Below are 15,761 nucleotides of genomic sequence, written 5' to 3'. Positions count from 1 at the left end.
TGCTGAATAATTGCGCACCGTCGGAAAGCAACACGCTGAGGCACAATGATTGACACAAAAGGGAGATCGCCGGTTATGATGAGCATCGAAAAATACACCCAGAAAGACGGTCAAACCGGATGGCTCGCGCATATCTCCCAGAAAAAGCAGAATCGTAAATCCTGTGCCCTGACTCGTCGCTTCAGCTCAGCACAATATGGCGATGCGGCTTTTCAGAAAGCCCTGGCCTGGGCGGAGGATCTCCAGGACGTAATGGCGCACTCCTGATGTGACCAACCTGCGACCGGGTGCCAGAGCAGTCTCGTCAATGCGTCTGGCTGCTCTTTATTGCATGGCCATGCAACGCTGTTTAATTCACTCCCCCGCGCTGCTGTTCAATAAAGGCATCAATACAGTTCTGGCATTCATCGTTATCAATGCAGTATCGGACGTTGTAGACCGGTGCATCGTCTGCCGGAACAAGTACCAGACTGGATGCGCTCACCGAAAAAGCTAGAGCATCTCTATTTTGAAACACTGGGCAGTGTTGTGCGGGACAAGGTGACCAGCAGAAATCGCTACACTGATGAGCTGCATGATATGACTGTAGACATCATCGAGATTGCCAACAGTATCAGACGATACCAGGAGTCTGGCGACACTGAGCGAGCGAAGGAACTGGAACAGACTTCCCGGAGCAAAGCTCAGGAACAAGGCCGGACTCCAAAAAGCCAGCAGGGAGATTAATAAGTTCAGAAAAGAAGTTCGCCGGGTGATGGAGGCCCGGTTGATAAACCCGGATACTAAACGGCAACGACTGAATGCTCTGCACGAGCGGATCAACCAGCTATCAATGAATGCGGTCAAGCGATATCAACAATCATTTCGCTGAGCTTCCTGTTCCTGCTCCGGTTTGGCCTTGTCACGATGATGTTTAACTGAGCTCATTACTGCCTCAGACTCATCCCGTGAGAGCTGCAGAACATGAAAGAGGAGAGAAACCAGCTGAGAGACCTTGGCGAGCCAGAGTGACCGATTGTCCATGATTAACGTCCATCGATTGTTATTAGTTGGTTGGGCGAAAATGTTGTTATCCAGTGATGACTATCGTGCAATAAAAATACTGTACTGTAAATAGTAACAGTATTTTTAATGTGTACCGTGTGCACTATGTGCATAATTAGTGTTCGTGGTACACAAAAAGTCATCAAAATGAATTTGTTGACCGGAGTATCAGCCTGTCTCAAGATCTGGGGAAGTCAGCTGTTCGATAGCAGTCAGACGACGTTAGCGTCTTCAGGCTCTCTCAATACCAGTCAATCTATCCAGGCAGGTTCAGTGTTAAATATGAGCAGTAGCAAAACATGTCCGAAAAAATACCACGGTAAACGGTTCGGTGGTACTATTTCACGCCTATGCAACTATGTAGAAATGGTCGTAAAACGTAGAACTGCCTTAATACTCTATGAAATGGAATAGAGGGGCGGTAGCGTGGTTGCGGCTCAGGAAATAGTTTCAACATTTTTTGATTTATGTTTCTGATTAAGGCAAGTATAAACCTATTATTTCAATTGGAGAAAATATGGTTTACAACAATCAGACTTACCACTCATCATTTTGAACCTTGGTCAGAACTCGCCATTTTCAATAGTTCAGGTGAACAATGAACGACACTCATAGTAAAGTTATCGGTTACGTGCTCTGGGTTTTTGGTTTTCTTGGTGCTCACCGATTTTATTATGGCAAACCAGTAACCGGCACAATCTGGTTGTTCACTTTTGGTCTCTTCGGCATTGGTTGGCTGATCGATCTTTTCCTTATTCCGGCCATGGACCGGGAAGCAGATCTTCGTTTTCATAGTGGTCAGTACGATTACTCAGTTACTTGGATCTTGCTGACTTTCCTGGGGCTATTCGGCGTTCACCGTATGTATCTGGGGAAATGGATATCCGGAGTTTTGTATCTGTTTACCCTTGGCTTTTTTGGGCTTGGTGTTATTTATGACTTTTGGACGCTGAATGACCAGATTTCTATTAAAAACAGGGAATATTGTCCTGAACTAAAAAATGGTTTCAAGGGTTGAGGGATGGACCATATTTTTGAATAGGTTCAAGATTCAAGAGCCGATACCGGTTTTCTGGTTTGCCAGCATTCTGTTGTCATTAATATTGAGTAGAGAAGTAAGGTTTGAAATTATGGAGTTTATAAAACGGAAAGAAAAAATCAGATTGAATCGAATATCAAATTTTTATGCACTGCAAACATTTGAAAGTTATTTAAGAGAGTTCAATCTTTCTGATAAAGAAATCGAAAATCATTTATCAAATATTGATTTGTTCATTAATGATTATTTGCTCAGGTATGAGGTTATAGCATTCCATAATGGAATCCACACCGTAGGAGGGCTATGTTCCCTTTAGTGGTTGGCGTTGTTTTTTTCTTCATACCTTGGAGTAATAAGTACTTAGATTTATTATAGGTACTTGAGAAAAACCAACAGAGCATAGGGCTTGGGAAGAGCAGTGAAAGACCTTGCTCAGTGGATTTCTTAGCTGGCAATGGCTGATATTTAATTTTAATAGCGTTTCAGTATTTCTGTTTAATACCTGAATATCTACAGCTATTAAAACTACCACCAACCATTAAAGGGAACTTAGCCCCGTAGGAGAGTATTTAACAGAATGGCTCACAGAAAATTTCTATGGAGTGAACAAGAAAGACATACTCGACTTGTAACTATTCAGCACTGAGCAAAGGCATATTACAGTAATTCCGAACAGCTCTATGAAGTGATTGATATATGTCCATTCCCTGTTTTCTGGCAGACGACAAATAGCTGCGAATCCGTGCAAACATAGAACCACCGTCTGCACTCCTGAAGCAGCCTGAGATTTTCTGCTTTAACTTGGCCATTCGAACATCCCGCTCACTGCCATTGTTATCGAAGGGAATGGTAAAATCTGACATGAAGCGCAGTGTCTCAGCCTTGAACTCAGTGAGTCGTTTGAAGAGATTGTAAGCTTTAGTATTCTTGACTTTCTTGCGCTTAAGCTCCTCTCGTTGCTTCTCCATATAGACGACTTCTTTCATTAGAGCCCGCTGAAGCAACCGGTCATAAATCTTCTCGATTCGTTCACAGACAACACTTGGCATCTGTAGCATACCTATGGTCTTAAAGCCCTTGCAGTAATGCCAGGAAAGCCTCAGTAGCTTCATCAATCGCAACGCCAGTTGATTGCTGTCCCTATCAACAACACCCAAAAGCTCCCTCAGGTGATGGGCATTGCAAAGTACGTGAGTTGCCGCATATGCAAAATAGGATTTCCAATGATCATGAACCAGAACGCCTGCAAATGTTAGCAGTATGCCCATCGTGTCCATGGCCTCACGACCTCGCTTTTCAGACAAGTAGTAGAGCGTCCATTGTTCATCCCGCATAACGTGTAGCCAGTGCAAAGAGCCCTCGGCCCGCATACCCGTTTCATCGGCTCCGGCAACAGACGATTCCCGCAAGGCGTCACGAATAACCTCTTCAGTAGAAGCCAGATTTTCATAGGTTCTGGCCACAAAATTGGCGACAGTGCCTGCACTTACACTCATTTTATAGAGAGTATTAAAATACTCTGACACGCGCTTAAAAGGCAGGAAATGGTATTGGTTAAGATAGACGGCCATAGCCTGTGTGGCTGAGCCATATTGTGCGGCAGCGGTAACACCTTCCGGGAATTCAGCCTGATTCCGACAACCACAAGTGCAGATTTTTACTTCAGCTCTATGGGCCGTTACTTCAAATTCACCCGGTCTCCCTGGTTCAAACACCTGTCGTTCAATATATTTGACCGGCTCACTATCAAGAAGAGAGACGCCTGACATTTATTGCATTCTTTAACCGGAAGGTACTCAATATAGTCAGGGATATCGACCTGTTTAAGACAAGTGCCCTGATGCCCTTTCTTTCCACCGGCTTTATTACCAGAAGACTGTCTCAGACTTTTAGGATTGGGTTTTTCATCCGATGGATCGGTACCTTTATCTGCGGAAAGGTCGTCAGAATGATCTGGAGAATTACTGTTTTTACAAGGTTTTTGATAACCATCAGACGATGGCGGCTTGCTGCTGTTTTGACTGTTCTTGCCAACCTTTTCTTCCAATTCTCGACATCGCTCTTCCAGACAGGCAACTCTCATCCGCAGCTCTGCATTCTCTTTCAAGAGAATCTCAGCCGACATAGTTGCGGGTAGTTCTGGAATCATGCTGGCGAATATTGTGGAAAAATGGTGCTTAAGAGGATGGTATAAAAATCAGAAAATTCCAGATTTATGTGGGGGTGCTGAACAGTTACCTCGACTTTAGAGTCTGTATAAAACGATAATTCGGTCAGCTTTTTATAGTGAAGCAAGCCGAAATCAGTGAACTGTTTTTCCAAGTTCGTTATTACTTCCGTTTTTTGCCTAAAAGCCTTTAGTTATGCTGCTTCTGAATTATCCGGTATTAACTGGTCGATCAGATCGCGAAAATTGAACTCATATTTTTGCTTATATCTGTTCCAGCCCTTGCGAATAGAGAACCTCGGAATAATTCCTGAAAGAGCAATTTTCATCATGCCTGCAGTGGTTGTATCCGGGCTTCTCCAGGGTATCCGAGAAATATTCAGACATGCCTGATTTTTACAAACGGTTAATAACTGCAATAATGCATAGCCTGCCATTTTCAAATGCATCCATCGAAGCAGTGTTCGCAATTTCTGCTGCCATAAATGGCAACAGCCAAAAGCATGTTTGAGTTGGTGAAACATTGGCTCTACCGGCCATCTCCGGGAATAGGCACGAAGCACCTCCAGTCCCTCAAGTTCCGGATTGGTCGAGATGAATATTCTGCTTTCGGTCAGACCTTTGTCATTTTCAAAGCGACTCCAGACGACGCGTACTTCACGACCTTTAAGGAATCTGGCGCGACAGATCAGGGTACGATAACGTATTTTGCGAAATTTGCCGTACATCCATACTGTTGCTTTTTCTTCCGGCAGTTTCTTAACCTGTTCTGTCGTCATCTTGATGCCGTACTTTTTTGGGCGCCCTCGCTTCTTTACGGTGGGTGCTGGCGGCAAAGCATAGAGGGCCCGATTTGAAGGTATCTGACCAACAACTTCTATGTTCATTTCCAGAGCTGGCTTTATCAGTGTCCAGTTCATATACCAGCAATCGGTTAGCAGGCGTAGCACTCGATCCTTCACTTCATTGCGTACCACCCTGAGCATGGCCACGGCAATTTTCAGTTTGCTGGTGTTACCTGAAGCTGGTGTCGGAAATGAGATCACCGGTATGGCGGTAAATACTTCATCTGCAGCCCGCTCAAATATGATGGCCAGGGAAACCCAACACTGCCCCCAGATGTACGTCGGCCGATTGCGTTTCTTGCTGTGTTGATGATGTGTACGACAAGCAGGGGCTTTGTCGGAAAACCGTTCGATTACCCAGTCATCAAGCCCCAGGACCACAGGTTGATTCTCAGGAGCTTTGGAGCAGACCAGACGGATCAAGTGGCGTGCCAAGTTCTTCCATTGCCACTTGCCCTGAGATAGCCAGTGGTGGTAGCTGCTCCACACACAATGAAAATCAATTGTTAACAACGCCTGTGTAACAAAGCCGTCGGCTGAAAGCATGCAACCGAACAGCAGTTCGCAGAACGTTGGTACTGCAGTTGATGATAGCGCTCCAGCAAGAAAGGTTGTATATGAAGCGAGCTCCCTGAGGATTACTTGATGATCTGAAGTGAGCATGGCAACCATCTCGAATTTCGTCATTGGGGATGGTTGCTTTTAGCAGATTATGCGCCGGAACTATTGTGCTCTTAAAACTCTAAAGTCGAGGAAAGACATAGAAATCTATATTGAATCATTTATAAAATTCTACACTCACAATGTTAATGGCGGGTATCTTGAAAAAGACGATATGATTGAGCTTTACCAAATTATAAATGATGAGGTCAGGCCATGGCTGGCCAATTTTACAGAAAAAAATCAACGTGGCATTTAAAAAACTCTATGTTTGTGTATGGTTTGAAATGCTTGGTCATTCTTTGTGCATATAAGTAAAATTTAAGTCTTGGCTCATTACCTTTCTCACTATGCCCAACATTACACGTTTACGATAAGAACGGTCTGAAAATCAAAAACACTACTCACTAAAAATCAAAAAAAACATTTCCAAAACACAAAATATACTATGGATTACCCACCCCTATTTGCGCCTGGCATGCACAGCATCACCCTCTCGGACATGCCTGAAATTTTTGTGGCGCCATTTAAAAACTCGTCGAGAAGAGCACACCTGCTACACCGATTTAACGCGTTTCTGGAAAGTCTGATAGATTTCCCGGTTGCCATGGAGATCTGGATTGACGGTTCATTTTCAACCCATAAGGAAAACCCGGGGGATATTGATCTGCTGGTGGTGGCGGATGTGTATGGGGTTAATAGACTCCCTGCCAGACAACAGCAACAGTTATTCAATGTCTTTGAGAGCAATGAGGCGATCAGACTCCGTTACGAATGCGATGTTATTTTTGTCACCGATCTTCAGGAAGACCACACCCTTTGGCAGGAGCTTTATGGTTTAGACAGAAACGACAGACCCAAAGGAATCCCTAAAATTAGAATTGGGGAAGCACTATGAACATTGCCTATTTAGAAAAACGGATCAAAAAAACCGAAGCACTGCTGGACAGCAAGAAAAAACAGCTCGCAGCAGATGGTGATAATTTTGCCCTATCCCTGAGCATCCACTCTTTAGAGCAGCATATTGATGACCTCCACCACAAGCTGAGCACCGAAAAAGGGAAGCGCGAAAAGGAAGTCATCGAGCTTCGGCTGGTAGGGGCTGATGTAAACAACGGTTCTGTTCCCCTGGATCTGTTGGCGAATCTGGCCAAACACTTTTCCGGGCTGGTGTTCGCGGCGGCGGCAAAATTCCAGCACGGTCAGGATATGGCCGGAGCGATTCCGAATGAGATAACCCAGCCAATCAACCTGCGGTTTGCAGAGATCGGCCATGGTTCCTCCCGCCTCTATATTACCGGAGACACATCGCCTGATCTGTTTGGTGTAAGCCTGTTGGAAAACAGTCTGTCTGGCCTGTTTGATCTGCTCAATCAGGATATGAACCAGGGCCTCAGTGAACAGGTGGATAACCTGGGCCTGAGAAGTTCACATTCGCTGGCGAAATTTTTAAAAGTCCTGCGACAAAAGCATATTGAAATTGATATCCGCTGGACCGGTGGCAATGAACAGAAATATGCCTGGCATGGCCGACGGGATAAGATTCAGATGCTGGAAACTCTGCTGGATGGTTTCAGCAGTACCGAGCCGGTTGAGGTAAAAGTAGACGGTATTGTCGAGCTGATCAGCAGAGCAGGTAAGTTGGATATCCGAAATGAAGCGGGGGAGCTGATCAAAATCCGTTTCAGCAAAAAAATGTACGAAGCCGTCCGGCCATTCCGAATGGGTGACACCGTGACTCTTCTTACCAATGAGAAAACGGTCTTTAACAGTGCCACCCAGGAAAAGAAAAAGACCTACAGCCTGATCAGTATTGATGCCCGGTCAACACCATCGGGTGCCAGCCTGTTACCGGCAGAGGAAAGTCATAATGAGTAATACGTTTGCCGACCGCCTGGCCACCGCCATGAAGCTTAAGGGCATAGAAACCCCGAGTGGCCTGTCCCGTGAGACAGGCATTGAGCGCAGCTACATGTATCGTTTGGCCAGTGGTAAAATTGATAATCCCCATAAATACGTCGAGCGTCTGGCGGATGCTACGGGTGTCTCTGCGCACTGGTTGGGTACCGGCATCGGTGACCCGTATGACCCGGAACCCGAGCCAACCAGACCCCGGCCTCTGAATGCCGTCATGCTGACCCATGTTACCGTCGTTCCTCCGGAAGGTGACTGGTACGAAGTGACGGCCCGTGTGCCGGATGTGTTTACCAGCGAGCAGCACAAGCCCCGGGATAAGAAGCTCTATGAATATTACTATGTGCCGGAAACCATCGAGTGCTTTACCGGCTTTACCCTGTTGGTGGTAGAACGGGAGTTACGACCAGGCCCGGGACTGTTTCTGGCCCAGCGAGAAGAGAATGGTAAAAAGCAGTTGTGCAGTTTTATGATCAGTTATAAAGGGCTGGATCAAACCAGCACCCGACAGCCGGATATGCAGACCATCGGCCGGGTGCGGATCATGGATTACTGGGAGCTGGATATGAGACGATAGGATTCTCGGGTTCCCGTATGGAAACCCGATACCCTTAATAAGGTGGGTACGCCAGAAGTCCCGCCTTTTAATTTATTTTCAAACAGTTTTTTATAATTTTTTATTCTTATATTGACGTTTGGATTTTTTAAGATAACCCCGATATAAGCTCATGGATAAGCGCTGCTTGTCTTTGAACCATCAAAACTTACGTTAATTAAAAGGAGAAAAGTCATGAGCCTAACTCTTTGGGATCCATTTGTTGAAATGGAAAATCTGCTGGACAAGTATGGAAGATCATCAAGAAAATCACTCCCCAATGCTTCTGAACAATCTATGGAAGTAGGAGACTGGATGCCTTCAGCAGATATTGTGGAAAATCCAGAATCTTTTAATGTGAAGTTGGAAATACCAGGGGTTGATAGGGACGATGTAAAAGTTACCGTTGAAAACAACGTTCTGTCTATTAAAGGTGAAAAGAAATATCAATACGAAGATAAAAAGCATCATCGAATTGAATGCTCTTACGGCTCTTTCGTCAGAAGTTTTACTTTGCCAAATTCAGTAGATGGAGAAAAAGTTGAAGCAGTATACAACAATGGTACTTTGGAATTGGTGCTTCCTAAACAAGAGAAGGCAAAACCAAGGCTTCTTGAAATTAAAGTGCAGTAACAATGACTGAGCTCAGGGATGAGTTTTCCTATCAGAAACCTCTGAAGTCATTGCCTCCTCTTATACTTCCATACCCTTTATTAGCCTGGATGCTCTGCCCATTATCAAGAGCATCCATTTACACCCGCTTCCTGCTGATGGCGGCATGGTCAAAGCTGGTTATGTTCACTGATATGGTTCAGGTATCCACTTTGGATGCAACCAGGAATGAGTTCCCGTTTCGGTTTTCAGTGGATAAGTTGTTGGCAACATGTGTTTATGTTGTCAGTAGTTCGTGATAACCCGTTGCACTACATACCTGCACAATTATTATCCCCTGTTTCAGTTATCCGGAATTTGTGTGGAAAAGATTGTTGATAAACAGTTAGGGGATAAAGGCAGCCTTTCAGACAGGCGGGGTGATAATGGGTGGTTAAATAATAATCAGTTATTTTGCAAAACTATACCAGCCGCAACACGGCGTACGGCTGGGAAAAATCGCACTTCAGTATATGTCCTCATAATCCGGATACTGACCTATAACTTTCAGAGATCAATACGGCTCAGGTGCTTTGCCTTTTCGCTCGATCACCTGGATATCAGACGTACTTTCCTCACTGCCGTGCATGACCACGATCTCAAACTCCCAGTTAACACCGTAATCAAAGACGAAGGTGATTTTCATTCCGGGAAATGGTTGAAGTTGGTGCAGCCGGGTTTCAGTAACGCTCCCGTCACAAAAATCCATCGCGGGATGACCAATGCTCCGGTCTGCACCAAATGATGTCAGATATTGGAAGTGGTAAAGGTGGTCATTATCAAAGTCAAAAGCTTCGAGTATGGCTTCTGCCAGTTCTTCAAGCAGGTGATCCGCTGACACTTTCAGTGTACGGGTGCATTTACTGCCCAAGGCAACGGACAGGATATAACTGGCCGCAATCACTGGTGCGGTTTTTTCCAGGGTGTTGTTCACATCTGACCGAATGGTTTTTATTGCCGGTAGAAGGTTAATTTGTTCATCGTCGTCTTCATAGTTCCCGCATATCAGTGAGTCTTTAAACCCTTGACGACAAGCGGTTAAAAACAGCTGTCCCCAGGGCGTCAATTTCAGATAATTGATTTTTCTATTGCTGTCTTCAAATTGAAAATCCGCAAGCCCCGTCATTTTGAGAATGGACAGATTGAAAGCCTTACCCCGGCGCAAATAGAAACCGGGATCATGCGCTGGCCTGCCTTGCCAAAGGTCATTATCACCCAACATCATCATAAACCCGGACAGAAAGCGGTTATCAATCGCACTGATTCTTTCTCCGACATTCGTGGCATAGCCACGATTAATCCACGCTTCCAGCAGAGTAAAATACCGTTCAATATCCGTCATGACCTGCCACTGCTGGTAAATCGAATCGTGGACATGAAGTATGGTGTTGCCCCTGCTGTCTGGCCGTAGGCTGGCCAGCCCTGAACTGCGTCCCAGTAGTAATAACCCCATGATCCGCGCATAACTGGCGGTCAAGGGGCGTTTCAAGGTCAGTACATCAGGGCTGGAGAGTAGACGGTTCAGTGGCTCAGCCCATTTCACCGGGGGCTGGTTCTTGTTTTTCGAGACAGGAACCGGATTTTTCACCAGGTAATCCAGAAAAACATCAACATCCCGCAGGAAAACCTGCTGGTGATCCGACAGGGTAAAAGACGCGATGGCTTCCGCTGTTTTGGCTTCAAATAACATTCAGTTCATTCTCATGGTCAACCGGGGTTTGTTGACGTACATCAATTCTTTTCTTTCGGTAAATACGTAGTCTGTATTTGCGCAGTGAGTGCTTGCCGAAGTTGATAGCGATGGTTTCGGGGGCTGGTAATAAGAACACCAAATACCCACTCTCTGCCTAAGAATAAATACCACCTCAATAATAATATAGGACTTACGCATTGACAACAGGCTCTAAAATTTGATAATGCCAAAAAACAGATGTCTTCAGGGATGAAAGTGAGAACTACCACTCGACCGACCACTGCACGATGCACTCTTGCAAAATACATTGGCTTTTTGATTAGTGAGCCAAAATCATCAACATGCACAAGACTGGCCGAGGTTACCGACTTTTCTCACGATAGCGCAAACCGCTTTCTTAAGCGTGAAAACTATCAGCCCAAAGATATGTACGATGAAGCAGTCAAAAGTTTAAACCCTATTGGCGGCACCCTGAGCGTTGATGACAGCGTGCTCGACAAACCTTATAGCTACTCCGTGGCACTGGTTGGCCACTTTTGGTCGGGTAAACATCACCGAGTGGTTAAGGGAGTTAACCTCATCACCCTTTATTACACCGACGTATCCGGGCGCCATATGCCGGTGAATTACAGGATATACGACAAATCGGAAGACAAGACAAAAAACGACTACTTCCGTGAAATGTTGATTGAAGTGCTGGTATGGGGGCTGAAGCCAGCGTTCGTTACCGGTGACTCCTGGTACAGCTGCACGACTAACCTGAAGACGATTAAAAACCATCAGACTGGGTTTATGTTTGCCGTTGAGAAAAACAGGACAGTATCACTGGAAAAAGGTAAATGGCAGCAGGTTCAACACCTCGACATCCCCGACAATGGTCTGGATGTATGGCTCAAAGACTTCGGTAAGATCCGGTTGTTCAGGACGATGCTAAAAGACCAGCGTCGCCACTACGTGGTTTACTTGCCAGAGGAAGTCCCTTTTGAACGCATGATACAAGCAGATCCATGACCAGCACTGGCAGATCGAACAGTTTCACAGGGCGATCAAGCAGGTTTGCCATATTGAGCACTTTCAGGTTCGCAGCGAACGACCCGTCAGAAACCATATATTTGCTGCAATTTTAGCTTTTGTTTATCTCCAGAAAATGCAGATAGAGCAGGAGTTTACGAATATTTATCAGCACCAACGGGGGCTGTTTAAAGAGACAATAGGCGCTTTCATTGAGAGTTTTGCAAAGGGGAAGGATCACCTCCTACCAAAATTTATCGGTGTCATCAATGCGTAAGTCCTATAATACTCGACTTTAGAGTTTTAAGAGCACAATAGTTCCGGCGCATAATCTGCTAAAAGCAACCATCCCCAATGACGAAATTCGAGATGGTTGCCATGCTCACTTCAGATCATCAAGTAATCCTCAGGGAGCTCGCTTCATATACAACCTTTCTTGCTGGAGCGCTATCATCAACTGCAGTACCAACGTTCTGCGAACTGCTGTTCGGTTGCATGCTTTCAGCCGACGGCTTTGTTACACAGGCGTTGTTAACAATTGATTTTCATTGTGTGTGGAGCAGCTACCACCACTGGCTATCTCAGGGCAAGTGGCAATGGAAGAACTTGGCACGCCACTTGATCCGTCTGGTCTGCTCCAAAGCTCCTGAGAATCAACCTGTGGTCCTGGGGCTTGATGACTGGGTAATCGAACGGTTTTCCGACAAAGCCCCTGCTTGTCGTACACATCATCAACACAGCAAGAAACGCAATCGGCCGACGTACATCTGGGGGCAGTGTTGGGTTTCCCTGGCCATCATATTTGAGCGGGCTGCAGATGAAGTATTTACCGCCATACCGGTGATCTCATTTCCGACACCAGCTTCAGGTAACACCAGCAAACTGAAAATTGCCGTGGCCATGCTCAGGGTGGTACGCAATGAAGTGAAGGATCGAGTGCTACGCCTGCTAACCGATTGCTGGTATATGAACTGGACACTGATAAAGCCAGCTCTGGAAATGAACATAGAAGTTGTTGGTCAGATACCTTCAAATCGGGCCCTCTATGCTTTGCCGCCAGCACCCACCGTAAAGAAGCGAGGGCGCCCAAAAAAGTACGGCATCAAGATGACGACAGAACAGGTTAAGAAACTGCCGGAAGAAAAAGCAACAGTATGGATGTACGGCAAATTTCGCAAAATACGTTATCGTACCCTGATCTGTCGCGCCAGATTCCTTAAAGGTCGTGAAGTACGCGTCGTCTGGAGTCGCTTTGAAAATGACAAAGGTCTGACCGAAAGCAGAATATTCATCTCGACCAATCCGGAACTTGAGGGACTGGAGGTGCTTCGTGCCTATTCCCGGAGATGGCCGGTAGAGCCAATGTTTCACCAACTCAAACATGCTTTTGGCTGTTGCCATTTATGGCAGCAGAAATTGCGAACACTGCTTCGATGGATGCATTTGAAAATGGCAGGCTATGCATTATTGCAGTTATTAACCGTTTGTAAAAATCAGGCATGTCTGAATATTTCTCGGATACCCTGGAGAAGCCCGGATACAACCACTGCAGGCATGATGAAAATTGCTCTTTCAGGAATTATTCCGAGGTTCTCTATTCGCAAGGGCTGGAACAGATATAAGCAAAAATATGAGTTCAATTTTCGCGATCTGATCGACCAGTTAATACCGGATAATTCAGAAGCAGCATAACTAAAGGCTTTTAGGCAAAAAACGGAAGTAATAACGAACTTGGAAAAACAGTTCACTGATTTCGGCTTGCTTCACTATAAAAAGCTGACCGAATTATCGTTTTATACAGACTCTAAAGTCGAGTAATAATAAAAACCGCTGACTGCTGATGAATCAGCCATTGCAGCCTTGCCGCGGGCGAGGTTTTTTATTGTTTAATACGGGGGGTGTGCAATTTATCCCGTATTCAGGCTGATAGGATGATACGCCACTGCCGGTAAAATAATAGACTTATTCAACCGGCGAGAACCTTGAGTTGAATAAAACACGGCATCAGGGATGAGGTGTTCAGGTGTCACAGTGACGTGAACCGATGGAAGCCTTAAAAAACAGCCAGGACGCACAGGAAACCCCTACGACACTGTTCGTTCTCTACGGGCCTCGCTGATGCGGGGTTTTCTTTTTATCAGTTATTCACCGCTGGTTAAAAAACAACCGCCTTCCTTTTAATACCAGCTTCCCAATGTTTACCAGACTCTCCCACGGGTTGTTCACTGAGTTACCCACGGAATTAGTTGATGATTAACGTTATTGGTCAGATGGCCAGGGGCTGGTGATGCTATAAGGTTATGTTATAAGCCTCGTCAGTAAATAGGGTTGCCAGGTTGTAATTTTCATTGACTTCCTCCCCGCCGTGAACGACGGGGATTCCTGTTAGTCACCTAACAGGTTTCCTGATTCAACACGGCCTTCCCTAGATAGCGGTTTTTAAGCCGCTATCCCCGTTCCAGTCGCACCACAGGCTCACCAATACATCCCCTTGCTGGGGACGGATGCATTTTACGAAGTGTCGTGGTGATCATGCCCAACAACCCGCCGCATCGTTCCAGTTATGATGATTACTGTTTTGGTGGGTGTGTGCTCACTATTGCTGGGATGTAAGATTTCAGCTGATTCTACGTCGTTTTCGTTGCGCTCAATTGCCAGCAGTGCATCAATCCGTTTTTTGGGCGTGTTCAGCGTCTTCAAGGTCCTGATCGATCGGGATCTGGTAGAGGTTTCTGGCGCGTTCACTATCCACAGGCGCATCACCGAAAGCGGCGCGGGGAAAGGTTGGATTATAGGCATCGCCCCAGTGAATGTAACTCCAGGCTGAGTCTGGGTAATCCTTCACCAGGGCGTTAAAGGTGGCATCGCCATCGTCATATGCCCGGTTCCGGAATTGCAGCATCGCCATGGCCTCGCGGTATGCCTTGGTGGTCCCCTCATGGGATTCCGGGAAAAGCGCCAGAAACTCACGGAAGAAGGTAATGCCTTTTTCTACCAAAGCCGGTTTAGCCAGTGCGGCATTTAACAGATGCATATCCATCTCGGAATACCACGACACCAGGGTTGGTTCGATTCTGGAGCCAATGGTGTCCAGCGATGGTTTGTTCTGGTAGCGTTTCTTGATGATATCCCAGGCCTCCAGCCAGGTTTCACAGGCTGCCACCTCTGGGGCATCCTTACCGGTTTGGGTTGTGTTGTCGTTCAGCAGGTCAAACCCCCGGTCAATCAGCTGTTTCAGCCGGGTTTCTTCCCCGGTCAGTGGTGGAGCCCGGAACCCTTTCATTTTTTCTCGCGCTTCCGAGAGCAACCTGGCTTCTGCGCCTTCCACTCTGCCTGAGAACCGTTCTTCGTCGGGCAGGTTTATGCACTTAATTCGGAGGTAATAATCATTGGTACCCGTCCAGTTCACGGTATGACTGATTATATAGCGGGGGTCATCGGCATAGAGGTAACGTCGTGCGGTGATCAGACTGTCGAAGTGAAGTTCCATAGCCTGGAACACCTCGGGCAATGCCTCACTGAAGGATTCGGAAAACGCTCTTCGCATAACCTGGGCCATCTCTGCGGTCACCGCTCCCATGTTCCAGCAGCCAACGACCATGGTGATGACGTTTTCAATATAATTGCGGCCTGTCTGCGATTCATCCAGCAGACGACCGGCAAATTCAACCAGCCTTTCAGAGAGTATGGGCAGGGCGGGTGGTAAGTCCATGAAGGTCATGGATGTGGGGACCTGCTGCTTTTTTTCCTGATGCTTTTTTTTCTTCCTCCGCTTCAACTCTTTTTGCCGACGCTTCTGACCAGCGGGTAGCTTCGCCATGATGACACCTGAACCCTTTCATCACTTCGTTCGTCAAAAAACGCAATGATGAATCAACCCAAAAGTGAAGCAGTATAGCTCCCTTTTTACAGTCCACATTACAAGCCAGAGGTCACAAGAACCGTACACGCTCAACGCAAAGAACGATTACTGCCCGCCGCCGACAGATACACAACAAATACACTGCAGTGTGGAGGGAATACACTTTCTCGGGGCCGTTTCGTTTTGAACCTATGGTCAGTTCTTCTGTCTCAAGTGGGGCCCCCATTTAAATGGATACGCTTGTCGTTCATAATTCCCACAAATCACTGAATTCTGCCCG

The 15,761-nt window shown here is 46.2% G+C and carries 14 protein-coding genes and 1 pseudogene; 9 read left to right on the top strand and 6 right to left on the bottom strand.

The genetic code is table 11. From position 1 onward, the window contains the following. Positions 1 to 45 precede the first annotated feature (45 nt). Positions 46 to 267 (top strand): hypothetical protein, encoded by a 222-nt coding sequence (locus MJO57_RS28100; RefSeq protein WP_252020444.1) that lies wholly within the window; start codon positions 46 to 48, stop codon positions 265 to 267. Positions 268 to 349: 82 nt separating this feature from the next. On the opposite strand, the gene MJO57_RS32940 is transcribed toward MJO57_RS28100, so the two are convergent. Beyond that, entirely contained in the window at positions 350 to 484 is a 135-nt protein-coding gene (locus MJO57_RS32940) for a hypothetical protein (RefSeq protein WP_256492590.1), read from the bottom strand. Between MJO57_RS32940 and MJO57_RS28095 the strand changes: the two genes are divergently transcribed. Then, on the top strand, positions 475 to 726 hold the full coding sequence (locus tag MJO57_RS28095) for a hypothetical protein (RefSeq protein WP_252020442.1): 252 nt from the start codon (positions 475 to 477) through the stop codon (positions 724 to 726). The two genes, MJO57_RS32940 and MJO57_RS28095, sit on opposite strands and share 10 nt — an antisense overlap. A 916-nt stretch (positions 727 to 1,642) precedes the next feature. Continuing rightward, positions 1,643 to 2,062: a TM2 domain-containing protein gene (locus MJO57_RS28090; RefSeq protein WP_252020440.1), complete on the top strand. Its 420-nt coding sequence runs from the start codon at positions 1,643 to 1,645 to the stop codon at positions 2,060 to 2,062. A 653-nt stretch (positions 2,063 to 2,715) separates the two neighbouring features. Here MJO57_RS28090 and MJO57_RS28085 read toward each other — a convergent pair. The 3 genes from MJO57_RS28085 to MJO57_RS28075 form a co-directional block, all read right to left on the bottom strand. Continuing rightward, entirely contained in the window at positions 2,716 to 3,852 is a 1,137-nt protein-coding gene (locus tag MJO57_RS28085; RefSeq protein ID WP_252020438.1) for an IS66 family transposase, read from the bottom strand. Further along, positions 3,762 to 4,232, bottom strand: coding sequence for a DUF6444 domain-containing protein (locus MJO57_RS28080; RefSeq protein ID WP_252020436.1), 471 nt, complete (start codon positions 4,230 to 4,232; stop codon positions 3,762 to 3,764). Before MJO57_RS28080 ends, MJO57_RS28085 begins: the two co-directional genes overlap by 91 nt. Positions 4,233 to 4,444: 212 nt before the next feature. Beyond that, positions 4,445 to 5,782: a transposase gene (locus tag MJO57_RS28075; RefSeq protein ID WP_252017304.1), complete on the bottom strand. Its 1,338-nt coding sequence runs from the start codon at positions 5,780 to 5,782 to the stop codon at positions 4,445 to 4,447. A 421-nt stretch (positions 5,783 to 6,203) separates the two neighbouring features. Between MJO57_RS28075 and MJO57_RS28070 the strand changes: the two genes are divergently transcribed. The 4 genes from MJO57_RS28070 (at position 6,204) to MJO57_RS28055 (ending at position 8,897) form a co-directional block, all read left to right on the top strand. Continuing rightward, a complete protein-coding gene (locus MJO57_RS28070; protein ID WP_252020435.1) occupies positions 6,204 to 6,653 on the top strand; it encodes a hypothetical protein in 450 nt (149 codons plus the stop codon). Further along, the gene (locus MJO57_RS28065; RefSeq protein ID WP_252020433.1) at positions 6,650 to 7,633 is read left to right on the top strand and encodes a hypothetical protein; all 984 of its coding nucleotides are present in this window, start codon (positions 6,650 to 6,652) and stop codon (positions 7,631 to 7,633) included. Before MJO57_RS28070 ends, MJO57_RS28065 begins: the two co-directional genes overlap by 4 nt. Further along, positions 7,626 to 8,246 carry a helix-turn-helix domain containing protein gene (locus MJO57_RS28060; protein WP_252020431.1) on the top strand — a complete coding sequence of 207 codons (621 nt, stop codon included), beginning with the start codon at positions 7,626 to 7,628 and terminating at the stop codon, positions 8,244 to 8,246. The genes MJO57_RS28065 and MJO57_RS28060 overlap by 8 nt, the downstream gene beginning before the upstream one ends. Positions 8,247 to 8,459: 213 nt before the next feature. Beyond that, positions 8,460 to 8,897 (top strand): Hsp20/alpha crystallin family protein, encoded by a 438-nt coding sequence (locus tag MJO57_RS28055; protein WP_252020429.1) that lies wholly within the window; start codon positions 8,460 to 8,462, stop codon positions 8,895 to 8,897. Between the two features lie 532 nt (positions 8,898 to 9,429). On the opposite strand, the gene MJO57_RS28050 is transcribed toward MJO57_RS28055, so the two are convergent. After that, the gene (locus tag MJO57_RS28050) at positions 9,430 to 10,605 is read right to left on the bottom strand and encodes a plasmid pRiA4b ORF-3 family protein (protein WP_252020428.1); all 1,176 of its coding nucleotides are present in this window, start codon (positions 10,603 to 10,605) and stop codon (positions 9,430 to 9,432) included. A gap of 258 nt (positions 10,606 to 10,863) precedes the next feature. On the opposite strand from MJO57_RS28050, the pseudogene MJO57_RS28045 reads away from it, so the two are divergent. After that, positions 10,864 to 11,896: pseudogene (locus tag MJO57_RS28045) on the top strand (transposase). Positions 11,897 to 11,973: 77 nt separating this feature from the next. Next, on the top strand, positions 11,974 to 13,311 hold the full coding sequence (locus MJO57_RS28040) for a transposase (RefSeq protein WP_252017304.1): 1,338 nt from the start codon (positions 11,974 to 11,976) through the stop codon (positions 13,309 to 13,311). A 973-nt stretch (positions 13,312 to 14,284) separates the two neighbouring features. On the opposite strand, the gene MJO57_RS28035 is transcribed toward MJO57_RS28040, so the two are convergent. Beyond that, complete coding sequence (locus tag MJO57_RS28035; protein ID WP_252020426.1) at positions 14,285 to 15,439, bottom strand: hypothetical protein; 1,155 nt, start codon at positions 15,437 to 15,439, stop codon at positions 14,285 to 14,287. Between the last annotated feature and the right edge of the window lie 322 nt (positions 15,440 to 15,761).

The organism is Endozoicomonas sp. SCSIO W0465 (genome assembly GCF_023716865.1).
Taxonomy (GTDB): Bacteria; Pseudomonadota; Gammaproteobacteria; order Pseudomonadales; family Endozoicomonadaceae; genus Endozoicomonas.
Note: the sequence above shows the minus strand (reverse complement) of the source record. Positions and strands in the feature narration are given on the sequence as shown.

Excerpts from the sequence above, each read along its gene's own strand:
- MJO57_RS28100 (WP_252020444.1), top strand. The coding sequence starts at position 46 with ATGATTGACACAAAAGGGAGATCGCCGGTTATGATGAGCATCGAAAAA.
- MJO57_RS28095 (WP_252020442.1), top strand. The coding sequence starts at position 475 with ATGCGCTCACCGAAAAAGCTAGAGCATCTCTATTTTGAAACACTGGGC.
- MJO57_RS28090 (WP_252020440.1), top strand. The coding sequence starts at position 1,643 with ATGAACGACACTCATAGTAAAGTTATCGGTTACGTGCTCTGGGTTTTT.
- MJO57_RS28085 (WP_252020438.1), bottom strand. The coding sequence starts at position 3,852 with ATGTCAGGCGTCTCTCTTCTTGATAGTGAGCCGGTCAAATATATTGAA.
- MJO57_RS28080 (WP_252020436.1), bottom strand. The coding sequence starts at position 4,232 with ATGATTCCAGAACTACCCGCAACTATGTCGGCTGAGATTCTCTTGAAA.
- MJO57_RS28075 (WP_252017304.1), bottom strand. The coding sequence starts at position 5,782 with ATGACGAAATTCGAGATGGTTGCCATGCTCACTTCAGATCATCAAGTA.
- MJO57_RS28070 (WP_252020435.1), top strand. The coding sequence starts at position 6,204 with ATGGATTACCCACCCCTATTTGCGCCTGGCATGCACAGCATCACCCTC.
- MJO57_RS28065 (WP_252020433.1), top strand. The coding sequence starts at position 6,650 with ATGAACATTGCCTATTTAGAAAAACGGATCAAAAAAACCGAAGCACTG.
- MJO57_RS28060 (WP_252020431.1), top strand. The coding sequence starts at position 7,626 with ATGAGTAATACGTTTGCCGACCGCCTGGCCACCGCCATGAAGCTTAAG.
- MJO57_RS28055 (WP_252020429.1), top strand. The coding sequence starts at position 8,460 with ATGAGCCTAACTCTTTGGGATCCATTTGTTGAAATGGAAAATCTGCTG.
- MJO57_RS28050 (WP_252020428.1), bottom strand. The coding sequence starts at position 10,605 with ATGTTATTTGAAGCCAAAACAGCGGAAGCCATCGCGTCTTTTACCCTG.
- MJO57_RS28040 (WP_252017304.1), top strand. The coding sequence starts at position 11,974 with ATGACGAAATTCGAGATGGTTGCCATGCTCACTTCAGATCATCAAGTA.
- MJO57_RS28035 (WP_252020426.1), bottom strand. The coding sequence starts at position 15,439 with ATGGCGAAGCTACCCGCTGGTCAGAAGCGTCGGCAAAAAGAGTTGAAG.